Source organism: Metabacillus sp. Hm71 (assembly GCF_051842955.2).
In the GTDB taxonomy this organism is placed as follows: Bacteria; Bacillota; Bacilli; order Bacillales; family Bacillaceae; genus Metabacillus.
This window is the reverse complement of sequence record NZ_CM200278.1, coordinates 1,382,666-1,405,456: the sequence shown is the minus strand read 5'-3', so window position 1 is coordinate 1,405,456 and position 22,791 is coordinate 1,382,666. Positions and strand designations below refer to the sequence as shown.

Sequence of the window (22,791 nt, the reverse complement as noted above, 5' to 3'; positions counted from 1 at the left end):
TAAAAAGTACTTTGAACATATAATTTACATAATATTATTACCCTAATAATTAATATCAGACTTTTCTTTTTGTTTTTTTCATAGTGCAGCTGCTTCAGTCAGCCCTACTAACTTCATCGATAAACTTCTTTTCATTACAATTCCTCTTAATAAATTTACTTGACCTTTATAGAAAAGAGAGAGTTCCTAATTGGAAACTCTCTCTTAATAAACAAATCATTCTTTTATCAACCATTAATTTCATATAAAAACTTTATTGAATGATTCTCAGAGTCGCGCATTTTATTAAAAGGGGTTTCTTTGTGCTCTAATTTATACATTTCATTAATTAATGGTTTCACATCTATCACACCATCTTTAATATATTGTAGAGCAGCTTTCCACTCATATCCTGGAAATGGTGCTGAATAAGACATCCAAGATCCTGTGATTTCAAGTTCCCCTCTTAAAATACGTTCAAATACTTTTGGAGGAAATGTGACATCTCTAGTTGCTGTTCCTATATATACTACTTTTCCGAGCTTTTCTACTACCTCAATACTTTGAACTTGTGTTTGAGAAACCCCGGCTGTTTCGAATACGACTTCCGGCTTAGTATGATTTGCAAAATATTCATTTAAGTCAACTTTAAGTGAGTTAATCGTAAAGGTTGCTCCTAATTCACTTGCTATGGCCAATTTATCATCGTTTATATCAACAACTGTAATATTCCCAGCACCTCGAGCCTTTAATGCTAATAATGTCATAATACCAATTGTGCCAGCACCAAAAACAAGAACTTCACTCCCAGCATTAAAACTAACTCTTTCAATGCCATGAATTGCTACTGTTAAAGGTTCTAGTAAAGCAGCTTCTTTTGTACTAACTTCATTGGGGATTACTAATAGATTTTGTTCAGGCACTGAAACATATTCAGCCATTGCGCCACTTTGTCTTGAACCTACAAAGCTGTATTGGTCACAGTGAGCTGGTTTACCACTTTGACAATAGCCACACTTACCACAAGGTACTAAAGGGGCAACTGCCACTCGATCTCCTATTTTGATTGAATCCACATTTTCCCCTACATTTTCAACAACTCCAGAAAATTCATGTCCTAATATAAGTGGAAAATTGTGGACTTTTCCTTCGAAATACCTAGCCAAATCAGAGCCACATACACCACAGTATGAGACCTTTACTAGCACCTCATTTTCAGAGATTGAAGGTTTATCAATTTCCTTAATAACTAGAGTTTGTTTATCTTCTAATACTAGAGCTTTCATTCTGTTTCACCTCCAAAAGTATCTTCAGAATAAAGCTTTTCTCTCTTAAATTGTATATATGTGAAGATTATGCTAAATAAATATAGAGCTCCGATTACAATTAATGGGGCAATATTTTGAAGCTTAAATATTTCTGTAAGGATAAAAGTAATTGGACTACCTCCTTGATCAAGAGAAGTAACTTGCCCACTATCAATCGTGCCAACATTCATAGCAAGTTTAGTATGAACACCAATCATCATATTTGATATCCAGATTGTAATAAACATGATAAAGGCGCCGGAAATGATCGTTCTAAATAAATTGCCTTTATGAATACCTACCGCCATTGATATAAAAAATCCAATCGTTGCTAAGTCTCCAAAAGGGAGTACTTTATTGCCTGGGATTAGAACTGCAATCACTAATGTTAATGGGACAAATAGTAGACTTGCAGCTACAACTTGAGAATTACCTAATAACAAAGCTGGATCTAGACCAATATAATAGTTTTGACCTTGGAATCGCTTATCCAACATTTCACGAGCAGCTTCTGCAATTGGCATAAGACCTTCCATAATATACTTAACAACAGTAGGCATTAATACCATAACTGCAGACATTTGCACTGCTAATTGTAATACTTCTGATACTGGATATCCCGCTAATAAACCTATAACAAGTCCTAAAAAGGCTCCTATAATAACAGGCTCACCAACTACACCAAATTTTTCTTCAATTTTATTAGAATTGAAGTTAATTTTCTTTATACCAGGCAATTTATCAAGAATAGCATCAATCACTACAGCAAATGGTGCTGTCCAAGCTCCTGATCCATGAGGAATTGCTATTCCTTCTAACCCGAAATACTTAGCAACAACTGGAGCAAACCAATCACCAAATTTATAAACAACTACTGAATGGATAACAACACCTAAGATTCCCAACCAAAAACTTCCTGTGGCTGTACTTACAATTGCTCCAGTAAATGTCATATGCCAAATATTCCATATATCAACGTTTACAACCCTAGTCATTTTAAAAAGTAACATTACGACGTTTACAAGAATGGCGACAGGAATTGCAACTGTACCTATACTTGATGCCCAAGCCATTGGAGATGCACCTGGCCATCCAACATCTACAACTGATAGTCCTAAATTAAATCGATCCGCCATATCTTGTGCAGCAGGACCTAGGTTATCAGTTAATAAACTGATAACCAACCCAATACCAACAAAACCTACACCAATTGTAATTCCGGCACGTAATGACTTTCCTAATCCTTGTTTTAAAAGTAAACCAATTATTAATATCACTAATGGCAACATTACGGCGGGTCCTAAATCTAGAATGTATTCTAAAACTGCCATTATTTCTCCCCCTTAAATATCTTTTTTAATTTAACTTACTGTAGTGTTTCAAGGATTTGTGCCTTTGTTTTTTCTAGTCCTACTCCTGAAATAAATGCGATACCGTGAATAACAGGAACTCCATAATCTCTATCTACCTTTGCAGTAGTTACAATTAAATCAGCATCACTTGCTTTTGTAGATAACTCACTTACACGACATTGTTGTACATCAGCATTAATATTATTTTCCTTTAAAATTGCTCTAATTTTATTTGCTGCCACCGTTGAAGTTGCTACCGCTCCACCACATGCTACGATTACTTTTTTCATTATAATTCCTCCTCAATTTCTAGCTCTAATTTATTTTCTAAAATGTGATAAGCTTCCTCTCTTGAATTAACGGATAATAAACCTTCTACAAATGAGGAATCTTGTATTAGTTGAATAATATTTTGTAATGCTTTTAAGTGATGCTTACCATCAGCAAATCCTAATAATATGACTAACTTTACATTTATTTTTTCAGAATCTCTCCCACCCATAACACCAAATTCTACTGGATTTTCAAGTGTCATTAATCCAATTTTACTACTATTAACAAAACTTGAATCAGTGTGTGGAATTGCTACTCCAACTGGCTCTACCGGAATACCAGTAGGATATTCACTTTCTCTATTCAATAACCCTTCGGTATAGTCATTGTTAGCGTATCCTTTTTCAATCATAACTGATCCAAGTTGGTGAAATACCTCACTATAGGTATTAGCATTAGAGTTTAACATAATTAAATCTTTATCTAATAGTTCAATCATCTTGTTCACTACTTTCTACGTCCACAATTATCAGACTCATATTATTATTTCTTAGCTTTTGTATTAATTCCTGATTAGTATTGGTATCTGTAATTAAAATATCGATCTCATCAAAAGAAGCTACTTTATTCATTGCTTGAGTATTAAATTTTGAATAATCAGCCAAAAGAACCCTCTTCTGACTATGCTTCACCATTAACCTCGAGACCTCTGATTCACCTAGATGAAAATTAGTAAAACCGGCTTCTAAATCTACTCCTCCAGTACCAAAAAAACCTATATCTACATACAAATCCTGTATTACCCGATAAGCTATTGGCCCAAAAAGAGACCTTTCATTTTTCCTTATACTGCCACCAATGACCACTACTTCATGATTTGAATAGTCAATCAATTCATTCGCAATAGGTAAAGAATTTGTTAAGATCGTTAAATTTTTCTTATCCAGAATTTCTCTTACAAAATACAATGCAGTGGTACCATAATCTATATACATTGTGTCCCCATCTGCTACCAATTCTGCTGCTTTCTTTGCAATACTTCGTTTTTCTCCATCATTTGTGTGTATTCGATGATGATAATTAGTCTCTAAATTTGCTTTGTTTAAAATAGCTCCCCCATGCACTTTCCTAACTAGACCTTCTTCTTCCATTTCATATAAATCTTTTCGTATCGTTTCCCTTGTTACATTTAAAGTTTTACTCAAATCTACAATTTTAACAGAACGATACTCATGTAAGTGTTTCAGAATTTGTTTCTGCCTTTCCTGTGGAAGCACTTCATAAATCACCTCTGCATTCTTCCTTAGCTGTAATCGCTTACTGATTTCACTTTAAATCATAAAACCAAAAAAAGCAAATATTTTTTTTTGCAAATAATTAAAAAAGCAAAAAATATCTTTGCATTTTTACTTTTTTCAGATTATTATGAGTTAGAGATGAGTTTGAAAAGCAACATCATCTTTCGTTAAATCAAATTAGATTTAACTATATAGATCAAAATAATCTTTTATTTTAAATCCATAAGGAGTGTTGACAAACATGATTCATGTTGTATGCCCAAATCCTGCACTTGATAGAACGATTTTTTTAAATAATTTCTATCAAAATGGTGTCAGCCGAGCAGAAAAATCAATGGATTTATTAGGCGGAAAAGGCTTTAATGTTATTCGTTCCTTTCTAGTAAATGAACGGCCATCTTTTCTAGTTCATACTTTTTTAGGAGGCTATACAGGGGATTATCTAAAATCAATGATTGATGACGAGCAAATTGACTGTATCGTTACCCCAACAAAAGAAACGACACGAATTTGCTCAATAATTGTTGATCAAACGTTAAGACAAGCACATTTAATTAACGAAAGCGGACCTAAAGTTGATAGGAAAGAAAAAAATCAATTCATTGAAAACTTAGTTAACCAAGTGAATCAAGAAGATTACGTAATTTTTTCTGGTTCTTTACCTGGAGGTATTGATTCAGATTTTTACTATAACTTAATTGATTTACTAGAAAAGAAAGGTGCAAAATGCATTCTGGATAGTAGTGGCGTTCCCCTTACAGAAGGTGTCAAAGCTGAACCATGGCTAACAAAAGTGAATGAGTTTGAATTTCTTGAGTTAGTTGACAAAAAGGATCAAAAGCCTACAGAAGAAGTAATTGTAAGTGAATTGAAAACCCTTTCGAATCATGAAAATTTCATTGTAACACTTGGCGGAAAAGGAACCATTGCAAAATTTGATCATGAAATCTATAAGATAGTTCTGCCTAAGATCCAAGTGACAAACGCAACTGCGTCAGGAGATATTTTCCTTGGAGCATTAGTTAAAGAACTAAACAGAAGTGAAACAATTGAAGAAGCATTAAGATCGGCCAGTGCTTACTCATTAACAAACTGCCTTTACTGGTATCCAAAAATTGGAGTAGAAGAACTGGATTTCTATACAAAACAAATTGATATTACAAAATTAGGAGGAATGAAGGGATGAAAAATTTAACTGCTGGAAAACGAAAAGGGCTAGAATTGATTTCAGATGAAAATAATATTATTTTTGCAACAGCAATGGATCAACGCGGTTCTTTAGGTAAAATGATTAATTCTATTAATCCCAGCATTTCGTATGAAGAAGGACTAAGTCAGTTTAAAGAAGGGATTAGTGAGATTCTTGGGAACAGGTCTTCCTCATTTCTTCTTGATCCTGAATATGGTTGGAGTGCAACAAAAAAATTAAACGATAATATTGGTTTAATTATGGCCTACGAAAAAACTGGTTATGATGCAAGTGAAAAAGGTCGTTTGCCTAATTTAGTTGACTACTGGGCAGTGCAAGATTTGGTTAAAGAAGGAGTCCATGCATTAAAATTACTAGTTTACTATGATACAAATGAAGAAGAAAAATATAATGATATTAAAAAGGCATTTATAAAAAGAGTCGGAGACGAGTGTAAGTATAATGACTTGCTATTTATCTTAGAACCAGTATCCTATGATGCTGAGGAAGCTCCTAAGTCTGAATTTTTAAAGAGAAAGCCAGCTCTTATTGGGTACTTCATGGATGAATTTTCAAAAGATGAATACGGTGTAGACTTATTGAAAGTTGAAGTTCCTGTATCTATTTTTAATATTCAAGGATACGACCAATACGAAAATTATAATCCAATATTCACTAACGAAGAAGCTAAAGAATTCTACCTAAATTGTTCTGAAAAGAGCCGAATTCCATTTATTTATTTAAGTGGCGGTGTAACAAATGAACAATTTGTAGATACTTTGCATTTTGCAAAAGAAGCAAAATCAGAGTTTTGCGGAATACTATGTGGAAGAGCAACATGGAAAGACGGAATCAAAACATTTGCATTAGAAGGAAAGGAAAAGTTTTATCAGTGGCTAGAAACTCATGGTGTTGAAAATTTAAATAAAGTAAGCGATGCTGTTCAAAATACTGCAACTCCATGGACACATTTTTCTAGATAATATCTCATAAAAAAAATAACTACCTGCTTCTATTTAGATGCAGGTAGTTTTCTGTTATTACTTTATTATTTTATCAATATGACACCTTCAAATTTTAATTCAACTGATAGGTAAAACTATAATCCCCCTTGGATAATAAATGGCCATTCAGCCAGTACCTTTCTTTACACAATATGAAAACATTTTCATAAATTCATGTGTAATAATTAACTTACAACTCTAGAGAAACTTTTTGAAAGGAGAACGTCTAATGATCTATACATGTACTCTGAATCCTGCCATTGATCTATTTGTTGATGTAGACTATTTAGAACCAAATGTGGTTAATCGTACAAATTCAGAAGATTATCAACCAAATGGAAAATCAATAAACATTTCAATTTTGTTAAAACAAATGGGGATAAACAATACAGCTATTGGTTTTATTGGAGGGTTTACTGGAAAATATATTGAAAATGAACTTCAGCAACTTGGAATTGTTACAGATTTCATTGAAATTGAGGGCATTACTCGAATTAATACTTTTGTCCGTACTAATGAAAAGGAATATAAAATTGTAAACAAAGGACCTTCTATTCCTAACATCAAAAAAGATGAAATTTTAAAGAAACTTGAATGTATTCCTAAAGAAAGCATTTTATTTGTTTCCGGTAGTCTTCCAAAAGGAATATCTGAAGAAATTTATATAGACATTGCTAAAATTTCAAAACAAAACAGTCTCAAGCTTATTCTAGATATTAGTTCAGTCAAATTACTTGATTGTCTCCCGTACCATCCATATTTAATTAAGCCTAATCAAGAAGAACTGGCAAATCTGTTTAATATGGATACCGTCAATAAAGAACAAGCATTTGAATTAGGGAAACAACTTTTAAAGCAAGGTGCAGAAAGAGTACTCGTATCGTTAGGTGAAGACGGGGCACTTTTTATTTCAGATGAAGAAACAATTAAGGTAACTACACCAAAAGGAAAAGTCGTAAATACTGCATGTGCCGGAGACGCTCTTTTGGCTTCATTTATCGGAAAATTAACGTTGGGTTCTTCTATAGAAGAAGCACTTATATTTGCATCAGCAACTGGTGCATCTACAGCTTTTTCTAAAGGACTAAGTGATTTAACTGATGTTAAACAATTAATGTCTCAAATTACTGTATCTCATCTTTGTGTTAATAAGGAGGGCTAAAATATGAGTAAAGTTAAAATAATTGCAGCTACTGGTTGTCCTACTGGAATCGCACATACTTTTATGGCCGCTGAGGCATTAAAAATAGCAGCAGAAAAATTAGGTGTTGAAATTAAAGTTGAAACTCATGGACAAGTTGGAATTGAAAATGAATTAACCGAACAAGATATCCGAGAAGCAGACGGAGTTATTATTGCTGCTGATAAGGATGTAAACGCTGACAGATTTACCGGTAAACCAGTAGTTGATGTTCCTGTAGCAAAAGGAATAAGAGAGGCAGAGAATCTTATTAATTTAATTATTGAAGGAAAAGCTAGCATATATAAAGCCTCTTCTAAGCAAAATGTTGAAGCAGAAGATAAAAACGAAATAAATAGCAGCCCTACAATTGGTCGAACAATATACAAACATCTAATGAATGGTGTATCAAACATGCTTCCATTTGTTGTAGGGGGAGGAGTATTAATAGCTATTTCATTTCTATTTGGTATTCATTCGGCTAATCCAGAACATGAAACATTTAACCCTACTGCAAAATTACTTATGGATATTGGAGGACTTGGCTTTCAATTAATGGTGCCAATTTTAGCTGCATATATTGCTGAATCAATAGCGAAACGTCCTGGTTTAGTTGCTGGTTTTATAGGTGGAATGATTGCTTCTACAGGAGGTGCAGGATTCATTGGTGGTATTGTAGGAGGTTTCCTTGCAGGATATGTAGTGGTTCTGTTATCAATATTATTAAGTAAAATGCCTAAGTCTCTAGAAGGATTAAAAGCAATTTTCTTATATCCAGTACTTGGAATTTTGATAACTGGTGCTCTAATGAAATTATTTGTTGAACCAATGACTGTAATTAACGAAGGTATGATGTCCTTTTTAGCTAATTTTCAGGATGCGAACCCAATTGTTTTAGGACTTCTCGTTGGAAGTATGTGTGCATTTGATATGGGTGGCCCTATTAATAAAGCAGCTTATGTTACTGGAACAGCTTTACTTACAGATGGAAATTTATATTTCATGGCAGGTGTTTCAGCTGCTTGTATCACCCCACCTCTAGTTATTGCATTTGCAACACTATTCTTTAAAAAACAATTTAATGAATCTGAACGTAATGCTGGATTAATTAATTTCATCCTAGGATCAACACATATTACCGAAGGGGCAATACCTTTTGCTGCAAAGAATCCAATTGTTGTCATACCAATTTTAATGATAGCTTCCTCTATTTCAGCAACATTAACTTACATGTTCAATGTACAAGTACCTGCTCCACATGGAGGTTTTTTAGTACTCCCCGTTGTAACAGGAGCATTTCAATGGGTATTAGCTATATTAATTGGCTCTCTAATAGGAGCATTGGGATATGGATTTTCTAGAAGTATTTCTTCTAAAAAAAATCAGATTGATAAGACTGATAAACTTACAGCATAATAAAAACTAAAAAAAGAGGAGATTTATATATGAATACTCTATTTCAAACCGATAACATTCGAACAAATGTTAATTTACACTCCAAAAAAGATGTTTTCAAACTTATAGCAGAAATTGCAGTGTCAAATAATATATCTTCAGCAAAGCAATCCATTATTGATGGATTATCCAAACGTGAACAAGAAGGTACAACTGGTTTTATGGATGGATTCGCAATTCCTCATACAAAATCAAAAGCTATAGACAAGGCAGCTGTCATTATCGTAACATTATCTAATGGAGTAGAGTGGGAATCAATGGATAATAAACCTATCCGTTTTGCAATTTCATTATTAATACCTGAATCAGAAGCAGGAACAACACATCTATCTTTATTATCTTCCATCTCCAGAATGTTAATCCATGAGGATATTCGGCAAAACCTATTAAATGCTACTAATCCTAATGAAATTATTGAAGTATTAAATAATGCTATGGTTAATCAATAATTAATATACTTTATTTAAATGATACAAAAGGACAGAGTGCAAGCACTCTGTCCTTTTTAAGCTGTTCTTATTACATATGCATCAAGTATAATTCTGGATATTACCTGTAAAGGTAAACGAGAACGCACTTCATAATCTGGAAAAAACGAATGGCTACCTTTATAGCCACATAAAGTTATTTCTGACAATCTTGCTAAAGTGGAATCTAAACTTGCTGTTATCGTCACGGTACTAATATTTTTTATTTTAAAATTTTTGCATGCCTCAACTAACTCTTCTGTCTCGCCATTTAAAGATATGAAGATTGCTAAATGTTTTTCTTTCAATTTGCTTGAAATTACTCGAATAATATTTGGGTCATTATGCATTTCACAATTCTTACCAAGTAATTGTAGCTTAATGGTCATTTCATTAGCTATCATCTCGGAAAAACCTCTAGCAAATATATAAATTTTATCAGCATCATATATTTTTTGTATTGTATCTTCGATCGTCCCCCTATTAATCATCTGAATTGTATTCAATACTTCAAGTTCATTCTTTTTTATAGCATGTTGAATTTTTGTATCAATTTCATCTATAGCTTCAATTGATTCTTTTGAATTCAATTTATCCTTAATATTGTATTTAAATGAGGTAAATCCGTCATGTCCTATTTTTTTCATTAAACGTACTATAGTCGCTGTTGATACATTTGCTTCTTCACTTAATTTCACAATAGATATATCTGGAATATTTTCTATATTCTTAAAAATGTATTCCAATAAGTATCTTTCAGATTCACTTAATTGCTTATAAGTTTCAGCTGGAATATTAAAAAGAAATTCATTCATTAGTATTATCACCTTTAATTCATTTGGCTTTTATAATAATCTTATATTTTTCACCTAATATTATTCTTTCCATTTTGCATATCCATTTATTATAATTATAAATATCTTATAAAGCATTTATTATTTTTAATAATATAAACTTTTGTTTAAAAATTCACTATTTTCTTTTAAATTTAATTTTAAAAACTGAACTAAAAAATAAGTAGAAGCCTTTTTCTATTTAATTTTGTTATATAATGAAAATGAAAAAAGGAAGATTCACTAATATGAATTCTTCCTTACTATTTATTTTTTAAGTATTTTTCATTATAGAATTTTAATAATTTGAACTTTACTTTTTTTATTGATTTAGAATTTGTTTATTTATTAAATTTAATTCTTGAAGCGTTGTATTTCCTTCCATAGGTCCTTTCTTTGTTACAGCCTGAGCACCTGCAATAGAAGCCAATTCAAATGCATCTCTTATATCAAAGCCTTGATTTAAACATGATAGGAAGGTTCCGCCAAAACAATCTCCGGCACCAGTAGGGTCTATTTCTTCTACCTTGTAAGCATCAACATTCATGGTCAAATCTGTTGAATACAAAGTAGCTCCTCTATTACCTCTTTTGATTATTATTATTTCTGCACCTTTGTTTAATAAGTAATTTACGCTTTCTACTTCGTCTTTTATATCAGTTAAATAAAATAATTCGTTTTCACCTGCTAATATTATGTCAGACAATAGAAGGATTTCTACTAATCGATTTCTTTTCTGGATATCTGTTACAATTTCTTTTCTTACATTCGGATCAAAGCTTAATTTACTACCGTATTTCTTAGCAAATTCAATACCTTTGAGAATGGCCCGATAAACATCATCATTGTATATTGAACTTCCCATAATGTGAAAGTACGTACAATTTTTAAAATCAATTTCTTCTATATAGCCCTCATTAATAAAACCACAAGCAGCATTTGAAATATGATATAAGAAATCTCGATCACCGTTATTTTGATAGGTTACAAAAGCCACACCTGTAGTTTCATTCTTTAGCTGTTTAATTCTTGAGATGTTAACACCACTTCTTTGTAATCTTAGTAAATTGATTTCACCAAATCCATCTTTTCCGACAGCGGATATGATCATAGAATCACTGCCGCATTTAGCTGCTTGATCTATAAAAATTGCAGGAGCCCCACTAGGAAACGGACCGATAAATTCTCCAGTCTCGTCGAATTTTTGACCAATCTCTTTTGCCATTACTTCAACAAGTATTTCTCCAATTGTTATTATTTCCGCCATATGCACGACTCCCTCCCATTACTTTCCTAGCATTCTCTCTTTATTCCTTACATCTATATATACTGCTACAATGATTATCAGTCCTTTTATAATTTGTTGATAAAAATAAGGCATCCCAATCAAGTTCATTCCATTATTGATTACACCCATTATTAACGCCCCAATAAATGTGCCAAAAACTGTTCCATACCCTCCTGTTAAACTAGTCCCTCCTAATACCGCAGCTGCGATTGCGTCTAATTCATAGCCACCACCAGCATTTGGCTGAGCTGAATATAATCTAGAAGAAAGTAATATACCACTAATTGCTGCGGTAATACCTGAAATCATAAATATTTTCATTTGTAGGGTTTTTGTATTTACTCCTACATACTCAGCTGCTAGTTTATTTCCACCGACCATTTTTGCTCGTCTTCCAAAGGTAGTTTTAGAGAGTACTATATGGAAAATGAGTAACAACATGATTACGATCACAACAGGAACGGGAATTATATCAAAAAGTTTTTGGTTTCCAATAAATAGTATGAAAGGGTTTTCGATTTGGATGGGCTTAGCATCTGTTATTGAAAAACCAATCCCTCTAAAGATCCCCATTGTTGCTACTGTAACAATGAACGTTGCAATTCTAAATTTCGCACTAACAAAACCATTAAATAAACCCGCTAATGCCCCAACAAGTAAAACTAAGATAATTGATAGAAATACATTTATTCCCATAGTTAATAAAACTCCTAATACTAGACCACTTAAAGCTAATATAGAACCAACCGATAAATCTATTTCACCAATCATTAGAACAAAGGTCATACCAAAGGCTAAAATAGCAATTATTGAAACTTGTGAAAGTATTGTTAGTAAATTATTTGTTGTAAAAAAATGCGGAGTGAAAAATGAAAATAACACCAGCAATCCTAATAATGCTAATAATACTCCACCATAACTTTTCAAAATTTTTTTTTCTGAAAATGTCTTTGTGTTCATACTTCCACTCACCTCGACTCTGTTATATATGACATTATTTCTTCTTGAGATGTCATCTTTGGATCTAGTTCAGTCACTATTTTCCGCTCCTTAACAACTAATAATCTGTCGGAAACATTTAATACCTCAGGTAAATCCGAAGAAATCATTATTATGCCAACACCTTTTTGAGCTAATTCAATCATTAATTTATAAATTTCATACTTTGCTCCTACGTCAATACCTCTTGTAGGTTCATCTAATATTAATATATCTGGGTCTATCTCAAACCATTTGGATAAAACAATTTTTTGTTGATTTCCTCCACTCAGTTTATTCACCATTTGGTATATACTAGGCGTTTTAATTTTTAAATTGTTTACATGCTCTTTTGTTTTTTTTACTTCTTTTTGATGGTCAATCAATTTAAAAGCATTTAAATATTTCCCGAGATTTGCAAAGGTTGTATTTTCATAGACGCTTGCAGTTAATACTAGACCTTCATTTTTTCTGTCTTCTGTTACAAATGCGATTTTATTTTGAATAGCAGTGAATGGGTTATCTATCTTCACCTTTCTCCCATGTAAAAATAATTCTCCACTATCTCGCTTTAACATACCAAATATCCCTTGAACTATCTCCGTTCGTCCCGACCCCATTAAACCATACAATCCTACTATTTCACCGGGTCTAACAAAGAAATTTATGTTCTCAAAGTAATTTTTTTTATTATAATCTTTAATTTCCAATAATTTTTCATCTCGAATAAAATGAAAATTCTTTTCAGGATAAACATTTTCCATTTCACGACCAACCATCATTTTAATAAGTTCTTCTGAAGAGGTTTGCTTTGTTTCTACTGTTCCAATGTAAACTCCATCTCTTAAAATACTAACATTATTAGTAATTTCAAATAGTTCTTCCATTCTATGTGAGATATAAATGATTGAAGTTCCTTTAGATTGTAATTTGCGAATGATTTTAAAAAGCTTTTTAGTTTCCTTGCTACTCAAAGCAGATGTTGGCTCATCCATGATAATAATCTTAGGGTTTGTACTTAAAGATTTGGCGATTTCTACCATTTGTTGATTGGAAATCGATAATTCATTTACTAACTTTGTTGGAGGGATATCTAATTCAAGATCATCTAGCAATTCTTTTGCCCGTTTATTCAATTCTCTATCATCTATGAGTCCTAATCGGGTCGGTTCTTGTAAGGCGAAGATATTTTCAGCAACAGTCATATTATTGCTCAGGCTAAGTTCTTGGTAAATAATACTTACCCCTAACTCCTTTGCATGTACCACATCTTTTATCTCAATTTTTTTTCCAAATAGAAAGATTTCTCCACCATCAGGTTTATATGAACCTGATAAAATCTTCATTAAGGTTGATTTTCCTGCACCATTTTCCCCTAATAAGGCTAAAACCTTTCCTTCTTCAAGCTTTAAATTCACTCCATTTAGTGCAATTACACCTGGAAAGACCTTTTTGATTCCATTCATTTCTAGAATAGTAGTCATAATTTCACGCCCCTTACTATCAAATAAAGTTTATAAGAAGAAATACCGCTAGGTATTTCTTCTACTAGTTTTTACTTGATAGTTACTTTATCATCATCAACTGTTACTTCGACTAATCCTTTACCATTAACATAAAGACCAGGAGTAATTGGGACTTCTTTTTCAACTGTTTCACCTTTTGCTAACCTAACTGCATTTATTACTCCTTCAGCCCCCATCTTATCTGGGAATTGAACTACAACAGCTTTAAAAGCATTATCTTCATCTACTGATTTTCTAGCCTCTTCTAATCCATCAAAACCAACCACTATTGCATCAGAACCTTTTTCAGCAACAGCAGTAGTTGCGGCAATTGCCATATCATCACCAAAACCAAATATACCGTTTAAATTCGGATGACTAGTAAGCATATCTTCTGAAGCTGTTTTTGCTTCCTCCCTATTTCTTCCTGGCAATTCAGTAACAATTTTTAAATTTGGATAAGTATCTGCAATCTTCTTAAAGCCCTCTATACGATCGTTAACCGATTGTATTTCTGGATATGTTATAAGACCTATTTCGCCTTTTTCATCAAGATTTTTAGCCATTGCTTCAGCAGCAATCATTCCTCCTGAATAGTTATCTGTTGCAATATGGGAGTCAACTTCTACACCATTTGCCTTTATATCTACAGTTACAACAGGAATATTAGCCTCTTTTGCTTTCATTATTGCGCCTTTAACACCATCAGAATCAACTGGTGTAATAATAATTGCATCTACACCCCTATTAATAAAATCTTCAATAGCAGAGATTTGTCTATTTAAGTCTTGATCAGCAACTGATACATCAAGTTCCACATTTTGATTTTTTGCTTCTGCTTCAATTGATTCTTTAATAGCTACATAGAATGGATGGGATTGAGTTAGAATGGAAGCACCTATTTTAATAGATTCCTTTTCCGATCCTTCTTGAGAATTAGTTTCTGCAGAGCCAGCACAACCTGTTAACAATCCAATTATTAATACAGAGATAAGATAGATTGACAACGCTTTCTTTTTCACTGTGATTCCCCCTATTTTTTTATGATGGGTATTTCTGATCAATATTTGTTTTTATCAACTCACAATTATCACCTCCTTTAATGTATCTAAGGCTATAGATAAAGCTTATTATTAATAATTTATAAAATAGAGTACTCATCCTTATATTCATTACCGTAATGATTTCATGCAGAAAATTATTAATATACTAGTACACGTCTCTATGTACTGAAAAGGTTTCTTTTATTAGTAAGATTATTTCATAACATGCACCGTAAATGTTTTCATAATTTGTAAACCTTTTCATAGGATAAAAAATAAAACTTACTTTATTTATCTTAAAGATTTCTTACTAATTGAAAATCTAACTTTTCTTAGAAATAGTAATAACAGATTTACCAGCTTTTACTGTTATAGCCAATTAAAAAAGGTTACTCATAAAAGCATTTAGGTTTTTATGAGTAACCGTAAATTATTGATTTAATAACATTATTGGTGTATAAAACGTTTAGTCGAAGAAGCTTTTCCTTGACTACCAACTAATAATATTTTAGATTTTGCTAGTTCTTTAGCTGCTTCTTTAGCAAATTTTAAATACTGGCGAGGATCAAGAGAGTCTGGTTCATTAATAAAATGGTCACGTATTGCGGCAGAGTAGGCATTCTTTAACTCAGTTGATACATTCATTTTTGCCATACCTAGAGATACACATCTTTTAACGTCATCTCCTGGAATGGCAGATCCACCATGAAGTACAAGAGGGACATCAACTAGTTCAGCTATTTGTTTAATTCTCTCAAAATCGATATCAGGATCTCCACTATATATTCCATGAGCAGTACCAATAGCTGGTGCTAAAGTTGGTACGCCTGTTAGCTTAATAAATTCTTTACACTCAAAAGGGATTGCTTTTTCTGCATCTTCATCAGAAACGACAATATCGTCTTCAACTCCTCCTACCTTACCAAGCTCTGCTTCAACATTAATATCTAAGAATTTCGCAATTTCCATTACTTGATTTGTTCGTTTTACATTTTCTTCGAAAGGATACATAGAAGCATCTATCATAACAGACGTATATCCAGCACGGATACATTTCACAATCACTTCAAACTCTGTACAATGGTCTAAGTGTAACGCCACCGGAATTTTATATTTCTCGGCTGCTGCACGGGCTGATGATACAACACTATCAGGTCCTAAATTTCGTACAGTTCCTACAGTAGTTTGGATAATGACTGGTGACTCTAACTCTGCTGCAGCCTCTACAACTGCATATAACATATCAAGAGAGTGAACATTAAAAGCTACAATTCCATATCCTGATTCTCTTGCTTGCTTTAACATAGGGGTTGATGATACAAGTGCCATTCTTACTCCTCCTTCAGATGTATACATCTTCACTTTAGAACATGTATAAACGATTCTTAATCTTTCCTTAATGGCATTATCACACATGAAACTACGAAAATGTTTTCAGAATTTGTAAACAATTTTCATTTAAAAAATATGTCACTCCTGCTTTTACAATCATCTATTAACCCGTACCTTTAAACCCCTAAAGATGTTGGGTTTCCCGTTTTGGCCTTCTTATTATGATAAGTAAGGTAATTATTATATAAATTTAACGATCAGCATAAAAAGTTGATAATCCATTTCAGACACCATTGCTAAAGCTAATCATGTATATTTTATCGGGATCGGCAGTTTAGGTACTCTTGCTGAATACGGCGCTAGATACTTCTCGAGCTTGGGTACATTTTCTACATACTTAAAAGATTGGTATACGCCTATTCACGCCGACTTGAATAATAGCATTACAATTGCTTTGTCCGTTTCTGGAGAAAATGAATTTACCATATCTCACATTCATAAGTTGAAAGAAAAAAGCAGTAAAATATTAAGTATTACAAACAACGGGCAGTCCACGATAGCCAAAATGTCAAACAAAAATGTATCCTACTATGTAACGGAGGAATTTTTTGAAACATCAAATATTACCACGCAAATTCCAGTTGTTTTTATATTAGAAGAATTGGCACGAAGGGTGTATGAGAAAAGTAGGAGGAATGATTGACTTAGGAAACTTTATCTTGTAAATTGGTATAACAACTTTTTTATACTAAAACCGCCCTTTCAATGGGAGCTGTCGTAACGATGCCTCTTTATTATATTCCCCTCGTTGGTAATATAAGGTTAACTAAAAATTAAACTGTACCCTATAGAGAAGACACTAAAAAAGGTCTATTTTATAGGGTGCTTTTATAAAAAAATGTTGAAAGCCACTCAAGAAAGAACACACTTTACTGCCAAATTTATTTTCACATCTTTTTATAGATAAAGGGTTTACCGCGTATACATCTCATAAATCTGTTCTAGCTTTTCCTTTAATCATCAAAGTGAACAAACTGATCCTCTCGTAGATATTCCTTTTGATCTTTAATCAAAAGCATAAGGAGCTGTTAAAATTAAGAATTTTTCTCAGCCCATAAATAAAGGAAAGTGGGTCGGAATGTGTGGAGAAATGGCCGGAGACGAAATTGCTATTCCAATTCTTATCGGATTGGGCTTAGACGAGTTTAGTATGAGTGCAACTTCCATATTATCAGCAAGAAATCAAATTTTAAAGCTTTCAAAAAAAGAAATAGACATAACAATTGATAAAATTTTAAATATGGCAACTACTGAGGAAGTTGAAATATTTGAAAAAATAGATTTTCAAAATAATTGTTAGTTAATTTAATTACTAGTTTCCCCTCATCTTATAGGTATCTCTAATCTCTAAAAAGGTGTGGGGATTAATTTTACATATGTTTTATCAAATACAAGAGGGGAAACTAGCTAAATGTAATGATCGATCTTGATAAAGTAGATAATTTTCCTTATCAGGATTTCATGTAATAAAAAAAGTTTTTAGTGTGGATACTGAATATTTTAGACGAGGTCAATATTAAAATACTAGGATCATCTCCACCCCTCTATTTATTTAGGATTATCACTATTATTTATGAGAGAATTTCCGTCCGTTCTTGACACATTAAATAATTTTTTCATATAGGAATCTTACATAAAACAAATCTGGACACCCGCTACAAATGAATCTCCTAATCCTATAGTATATTTAGGCCTATCGATATACTTAGTTGGAACTATTATTGTCCCACTAGCATAATTACTCTCGCCTATTATCTTCCAATTGGACATTCCTTTTTTACTCAGAGGAAGCTCTAACGTTTTTGATATCTGTTCCTTAGAACCATACCAACCAACCATAGCTTTTGTAGTAGCAAGCATATTCCCATACATGAGACCGCTTTCGATATCAACCTCAAGCTTATCTCCTACATACATTGAATAATCTTTTGTATGTACAATTACACCCTTGTTAATCTTTAAATTTTCTTTAATATATTTTATCCCTTCCACACATGAGATGATATCATCAATATTAATAGGAAAGTTATACATATTTAGTAGATAAGCCAATTCTTCTTCATTCATGCAGACAATGTCCACTTCTGAATATATCGTTTCGATACATAATTTTTTTATCGTATTACTATGATAATGAGCATCCTCAAAAAACACGATTCCTGATTCATTATTAGCCTTATACGATCTTATATGTTGTCTTACAAAATCTAATCGTTCTTCTAAAATTTCTTTATCTTTAAGGGCATTAAAACTAGATAGTACATTACTACTGATACCTTTTGCATTCTTTTCAATATAATCAAAATATGGTTTCGAGAATGGTAAAAATTCGTTCACAGTAATTTTTGTAATAATCAAGCGATTGGATATTGGTATAACTAATTCTTGATCTCCTAAACGAAATACATCTCCTTTTTTAAACTGTATAATATAGTGTATTTCTTGTTCAGATCTTTGTGTCACTTGGTTTGTCTGAATCAAATGACCATTTGGAGACACGGTATAAATGTGTTCTGAGTTAAGAATATCACAAACTTCTTTTGAATCATCAGTGAGATGAATCATCGATGGACATCCAATCGCAGCTAATGCCATGGCTGCTTGTGCTGAGGTTCCTCCAATGCCATTTTTTGTTGAGAAGAACTTTTCAATGATTTTGGGTTCTTCTATATCAACCTCACCACCAATTCCCTTCCCGCAATAATAAACTAAAGTTCTAATAAAATCTGGTACTGTTTTTATTACCTTTGCTGCTTTCATTTTACTTAAGTCCTCTCCCTGCATATATTCTTCAAGGAGTTTATTTAATATATCAATCTGAAAATCACATAAAACATCTAAATTACTTGTATATCCCATCGCAGGCATTTTTCTACTGGATTTACGAATATTTATATTTTTATCCATTTTTTCATAAAGTTCGATATACTTCTCTTCTATTTTCATTATTACACCCCTTTATATGTTATAGGTATATAAAACTCTAATGAGGACTTACTAATAGAACATAATCAAGCAAGCGTCCATTTCATTTGTTATTGCAACCTAGCTTTTAACAGATCCAGATGTCATTCCTGCAATGAAATATTTTTGGAAAAATAAGAATAAGAGTAATACCGGTAACGATCCAAGTATGCTCATGGCCATCATTTGATTCCATTCATAAGCATGCTGACCCATTAATAAGCTAATTCCTACAGGAACTGTACGAAACTCATTTGTCTTCGTTAAAGCTAAGGCAAATAGATACTCGTTCCACGACAACATAAAGGTATACATTCCGACAGAAACTAATCCTGGAACCGATACGGGAACTAATACAGACCAAAGCGCTCTAAATCTGGACCCACCATCAATCATAACTGCTTCATCTAAGTCTTTTGGCAACGTATTAAAATATCCGGTTATCATTAAGATTGCATAAGGTAACGTAAATAACAAATAGGTTAAAATCAAAGCACCATATGTGTTAAACAAACCAATTGTTACAATCAAACTTAAATATGGTATTAATAACACGATAGGCGGAACTGCCTGAACACTTACAATAAATGTATTGATTACTTTTTTGCCCGGAAAGTTAAACCTGCTGAAACTATACGAAGCTAGAATACTTACAATTAAAGTCAAAATGACTACAGTGATAGATATAAAGTAGCTGTTAATAAAAAATCTAATTTTTTCTGGATTATTGAATATCTCGACGTAAGCATCTAATGTGAAATTCTCAGATATCCACAATGGAGGCCATGCAAAGATTTCCGCGTTTGGTTTAAAGGAATTCAAGAGCATCCAAAGAACTGGGAAACCTGCAAAGATTGCTCCAAAAATTAATAGGATTACTGTTATACCTTTTATATACCACTTTCTTTCTCCTACCATATTATTCTTGCCCCCTCTGGTGTCGTACATAAATGATTGCAATGATTGTGCATACGACTAATAAAATTACTGAGCTAGCTGAAGCCAGAGCATATTGATATTTACTAAATCCTAATTTATAAATAAACGTACTAAGCATCTCAGTCGCATTTATTGGTCCTCCACCAGTGGTCATCCAAATAAGTGCAAATTGTTGTATTGTCCAAACAAAATCTAACAGAATTAAGCTTATTAAAATTGGTTTTAACTGAGGAAGGGTAATATAGAAAAAACGCTGTATGCTGTTTGCTCCATCAATCGCAGAAGATTCATAAAGATCTGATCGTATTCCTTGAAGACCGGCTAAAATACTAATCATAAAGAATGGGTAACCCGCCCAAATATTAATCATTGTAACCGAAAACAGTGCAAAATCTCTTGAGGCTAACCATTCTATCTGACTACTTGTTAAATTAAATTCTACTAAAAAGTAGTTAATAAAACCGTTTGGATTGAGTAACATCTTCCATAAAACGGCTATTACAGATGCCGTGAACATCCATGGTAAAGCGAAGATTACTCTGAATATTGCTTTGGTTTTCGAACTAAGATATTTTGTATTTAACAACATGGCAAAAGTCATACCTAGTATCATATGTACAATTACACTACCGCCAACAAAAATCCCTGTATTCTTTACGGCCGTTAAAAATGATTTGTCCGTTAATATTTCTTTAAAGTTTTGCAAACCTATAAATTCGGGATTCTTATTCGTAATGACATTATCGAAAAAGGAATAACGAATCACCATATAAATAGGTATAATTAACAATAGAACCATTAATATAATTGTTGGAGTAAGATATAAATATGGCTCGAATTTCTTTTTTAAATAATGAGCTTTTCTACTATGCTGTAACCCTCTTATTGTTTCAGTTTTGATATCTGTCCTCATCTGCCATTACCACCTTTCCAAACAGGGATGTATGTCAAACATACACCCCGTTGATTAATCAATCATTTGTTAATCAAATGATTGTTCCCATATTCCCTGCGTTTCTTTTAACATAGCATTTGCTGAACTTGTATCTCCATCTAAGTAAAGTTGTAGTTGTTCATCAAATGTTCTCATTAATTCTTCTGAAGTTGGAAGTCCAGTAAATTCGTTAATTGCATAACTGTCCTGGTATAGTTCATAAGCTTTTAAGAATAATTCATCTGCTGCTGAATAATCAGGTTGTGCTTTGGAGTTTCCTGGGAAGGCATTTGCATAAACAGCAATTTTCGCATTTACTTCAGGACTCATTAGGTATTGAACAAACTTCATCGCTTCTTCCTTATGTTCGCTATTTTCTGCAATTCCAATTCCCCAGTTTGCAACGTCCATACCACTTTTGCCACTATAGCCATCTTTAACCGGTACTGGAATAAAATCAAAGTTTAAATCAGGGGCTCCTTCTTTAATAGTTGTTAAGTGAGCTAGTGAATCCGTCATAAATGCTACACGCCCATTTGTAAACTCTTCAACCATATCCGCTTCTTTCATCGCGTATGCACCTGGAGCTACTACTTCAGCATCAAATAATCCTTTTACAAACTCAACAGTAGCAGTTAAGTCCTCATTATCAGTCAAAGCAGGCTTTCCTTCATTTAACATAGACCCCCCCGAAGCCCATAGCCAGCTCATAAAATTGTTTTGAATACCACTTGGAGATTCTGTGGACAATGGAATAGCCCATCCTGCCTTCCCTGTTGACTCAGTAATTTTGCTAGTTGCTTCAGTAAATTCAGACCAGGTTTTAGGTATTTCTTTAATACCAGCCTCTTTTAAAATATCTAGGTTTACATACATCGGATAGGCAAAATTCACAACAGGAATCATATATGTATTCCCATCAACTTTGATTTGATCGGATAACTGACTATCATCGTATCCATCAGCTTCCATTAATTCTGTCAAATTTGCAATTGATCCTTGTTTAGCAAAGTCATATACCCATGAGCCATCAAGGCCAACAACATCTGCCATTGTTCCTGCCGCTGCACCAGCTGCAATTTGCGTTTTTGTATCAGCATATGGATTGCTTAAAAGGTTTACCTTAATTCCCGTTTCAGCGGTAAATTCGTCCACGATTTCCTGAAGTGCACCATCTGGTAGTTCTACTCCCCACCATTGTTGGAATTCTAATGTAACTTCTTTGCTACCATCATCGCCATCAGTGTTGGATGTTTCTGAACCATTACAAGCTACTAGTGTAATGAAAAGACTCACTACCATTAAAATTGACAGAACAGGATTGTTAAGCGCTTTCAAATTATGATGTTTAAATATTTTCAAATTAAAAACCCCCTATTTTTCTATTAAAATACTTTGGGTATTTTTGCTA

At 32.9% G+C, this 22,791-nt stretch carries 20 protein-coding genes and 2 pseudogenes; 7 read left to right on the top strand and 15 right to left on the bottom strand.

Translation table 11 applies throughout. The features are described 5' to 3' along the window. Positions 1-227: 227 nt before the first annotated feature. From ACSVDH_RS06935 to ACSVDH_RS06915, 5 genes are read right to left on the bottom strand one after another with little or no spacing between them, the layout of a single operon-like run. Complete coding sequence (locus ACSVDH_RS06935; protein WP_439249001.1) at positions 228-1,265, bottom strand: galactitol-1-phosphate 5-dehydrogenase; 1,038 nt, start codon at positions 1,263-1,265, stop codon at positions 228-230. After that, positions 1,262-2,617, bottom strand: a complete 1,356-nt coding sequence (locus ACSVDH_RS06930) for a PTS galactitol transporter subunit IIC (RefSeq protein WP_439249000.1) — start codon at positions 2,615-2,617, stop codon at positions 1,262-1,264. Before ACSVDH_RS06930 ends, ACSVDH_RS06935 begins: the two co-directional genes overlap by 4 nt. 35 nt (positions 2,618-2,652) lie before the next feature. Beyond that, positions 2,653-2,928, bottom strand: coding sequence for a PTS galactitol transporter subunit IIB (gene gatB / locus ACSVDH_RS06925; protein ID WP_439248999.1), 276 nt, complete (start codon positions 2,926-2,928; stop codon positions 2,653-2,655). Further along, the gene (locus ACSVDH_RS06920; protein ID WP_439248998.1) at positions 2,928-3,410 is read right to left on the bottom strand and encodes a PTS sugar transporter subunit IIA; all 483 of its coding nucleotides are present in this window, start codon (positions 3,408-3,410) and stop codon (positions 2,928-2,930) included. Before ACSVDH_RS06920 ends, gatB begins: the two co-directional genes overlap by 1 nt. Further along, positions 3,403-4,200 (bottom strand): DeoR/GlpR family DNA-binding transcription regulator, encoded by a 798-nt coding sequence (locus ACSVDH_RS06915; protein ID WP_439248997.1) that lies wholly within the window; start codon positions 4,198-4,200, stop codon positions 3,403-3,405. The genes ACSVDH_RS06920 and ACSVDH_RS06915 overlap by 8 nt, the downstream gene beginning before the upstream one ends. A 250-nt stretch (positions 4,201-4,450) precedes the next feature. Between ACSVDH_RS06915 and ACSVDH_RS06910 the strand changes: the two genes are divergently transcribed. The 5 genes from ACSVDH_RS06910 to ACSVDH_RS06890 all read left to right on the top strand — a co-directional run bounded on the left by ACSVDH_RS06910 (position 4,451) and on the right by ACSVDH_RS06890 (position 9,486). Next, a complete protein-coding gene (locus tag ACSVDH_RS06910; protein ID WP_439248996.1) occupies positions 4,451-5,395 on the top strand; it encodes a 1-phosphofructokinase family hexose kinase in 945 nt (314 codons plus the stop codon). Then, positions 5,392-6,381: a tagatose 1,6-diphosphate aldolase gene (locus ACSVDH_RS06905; protein ID WP_439248995.1), complete on the top strand. Its 990-nt coding sequence runs from the start codon at positions 5,392-5,394 to the stop codon at positions 6,379-6,381. The genes ACSVDH_RS06910 and ACSVDH_RS06905 overlap by 4 nt, the downstream gene beginning before the upstream one ends. A 250-nt stretch (positions 6,382-6,631) precedes the next feature. Then, positions 6,632-7,564, top strand: coding sequence for a 1-phosphofructokinase (gene pfkB, locus ACSVDH_RS06900; RefSeq protein ID WP_439248994.1), 933 nt, complete (start codon positions 6,632-6,634; stop codon positions 7,562-7,564). Between the two features lie 3 nt (positions 7,565-7,567). Then, positions 7,568-8,998, top strand: coding sequence for a PTS fructose transporter subunit IIC (locus tag ACSVDH_RS06895; protein WP_439248993.1), 1,431 nt, complete (start codon positions 7,568-7,570; stop codon positions 8,996-8,998). Positions 8,999-9,027: 29 nt separating this feature from the next. Continuing rightward, positions 9,028-9,486 carry a PTS sugar transporter subunit IIA gene (locus ACSVDH_RS06890; protein ID WP_439248992.1) on the top strand — a complete coding sequence of 153 codons (459 nt, stop codon included), beginning with the start codon at positions 9,028-9,030 and terminating at the stop codon, positions 9,484-9,486. A gap of 56 nt (positions 9,487-9,542) precedes the next feature. On the opposite strand, the gene ACSVDH_RS06885 is transcribed toward ACSVDH_RS06890, so the two are convergent. The 6 genes from ACSVDH_RS06885 to ACSVDH_RS06860 form a co-directional block, all read right to left on the bottom strand. Next, positions 9,543-10,319 carry a MurR/RpiR family transcriptional regulator gene (locus ACSVDH_RS06885; RefSeq protein WP_439248991.1) on the bottom strand — a complete coding sequence of 259 codons (777 nt, stop codon included), beginning with the start codon at positions 10,317-10,319 and terminating at the stop codon, positions 9,543-9,545. Between the two features lie 340 nt (positions 10,320-10,659). Further along, positions 10,660-11,604, bottom strand: a complete 945-nt coding sequence (locus ACSVDH_RS06880; RefSeq protein ID WP_439248990.1) for a sugar kinase — start codon at positions 11,602-11,604, stop codon at positions 10,660-10,662. An 18-nt stretch (positions 11,605-11,622) separates the two neighbouring features. Beyond that, positions 11,623-12,585, bottom strand: a complete 963-nt coding sequence (locus tag ACSVDH_RS06875; protein ID WP_439248989.1) for an ABC transporter permease — start codon at positions 12,583-12,585, stop codon at positions 11,623-11,625. An 8-nt stretch (positions 12,586-12,593) separates the two neighbouring features. Continuing rightward, on the bottom strand, positions 12,594-14,087 hold the full coding sequence (locus tag ACSVDH_RS06870; protein WP_439248988.1) for a sugar ABC transporter ATP-binding protein: 1,494 nt from the start codon (positions 14,085-14,087) through the stop codon (positions 12,594-12,596). 71 nt (positions 14,088-14,158) lie between these two features. After that, positions 14,159-15,130 (bottom strand): substrate-binding domain-containing protein, encoded by a 972-nt coding sequence (locus tag ACSVDH_RS06865; protein ID WP_439248987.1) that lies wholly within the window; start codon positions 15,128-15,130, stop codon positions 14,159-14,161. Positions 15,131-15,598: 468 nt separating this feature from the next. Continuing rightward, positions 15,599-16,480, bottom strand: a complete 882-nt coding sequence (locus ACSVDH_RS06860) for a class II fructose-bisphosphate aldolase (protein WP_439248986.1) — start codon at positions 16,478-16,480, stop codon at positions 15,599-15,601. A gap of 295 nt (positions 16,481-16,775) precedes the next feature. Between ACSVDH_RS06860 and ACSVDH_RS06855 the strand changes: the two are divergent. Further along, positions 16,776-17,186: pseudogene (locus ACSVDH_RS06855) on the top strand (SIS domain-containing protein); the annotation flags it as partial. 417 nt (positions 17,187-17,603) lie between these two features. Further along, positions 17,604-17,843, top strand: a pseudogene (locus ACSVDH_RS06850) (putative PEP-binding protein); the annotation flags it as partial. Between the two features lie 329 nt (positions 17,844-18,172). Here the strand turns inward: ACSVDH_RS06850 and ACSVDH_RS06845 are convergent. The 4 genes from ACSVDH_RS06845 to ACSVDH_RS06830 all read right to left on the bottom strand — a co-directional run bounded on the left by ACSVDH_RS06845 (position 18,173) and on the right by ACSVDH_RS06830 (position 22,742). After that, entirely contained in the window at positions 18,173-19,489 is a 1,317-nt protein-coding gene (locus ACSVDH_RS06845) for an ADP-dependent glucokinase/phosphofructokinase (RefSeq protein WP_439248985.1), read from the bottom strand. Between the two features lie 99 nt (positions 19,490-19,588). Then, the gene (locus ACSVDH_RS06840; RefSeq protein WP_439248984.1) at positions 19,589-20,425 is read right to left on the bottom strand and encodes a carbohydrate ABC transporter permease; all 837 of its coding nucleotides are present in this window, start codon (positions 20,423-20,425) and stop codon (positions 19,589-19,591) included. A 1-nt stretch (position 20,426) separates the two neighbouring features. Beyond that, positions 20,427-21,359 (bottom strand): carbohydrate ABC transporter permease, encoded by a 933-nt coding sequence (locus ACSVDH_RS06835; RefSeq protein WP_439248983.1) that lies wholly within the window; start codon positions 21,357-21,359, stop codon positions 20,427-20,429. Between the two features lie 69 nt (positions 21,360-21,428). Further along, the gene (locus tag ACSVDH_RS06830) at positions 21,429-22,742 is read right to left on the bottom strand and encodes an ABC transporter substrate-binding protein (RefSeq protein WP_439248982.1); all 1,314 of its coding nucleotides are present in this window, start codon (positions 22,740-22,742) and stop codon (positions 21,429-21,431) included. Between the last annotated feature and the right edge of the window lie 49 nt (positions 22,743-22,791).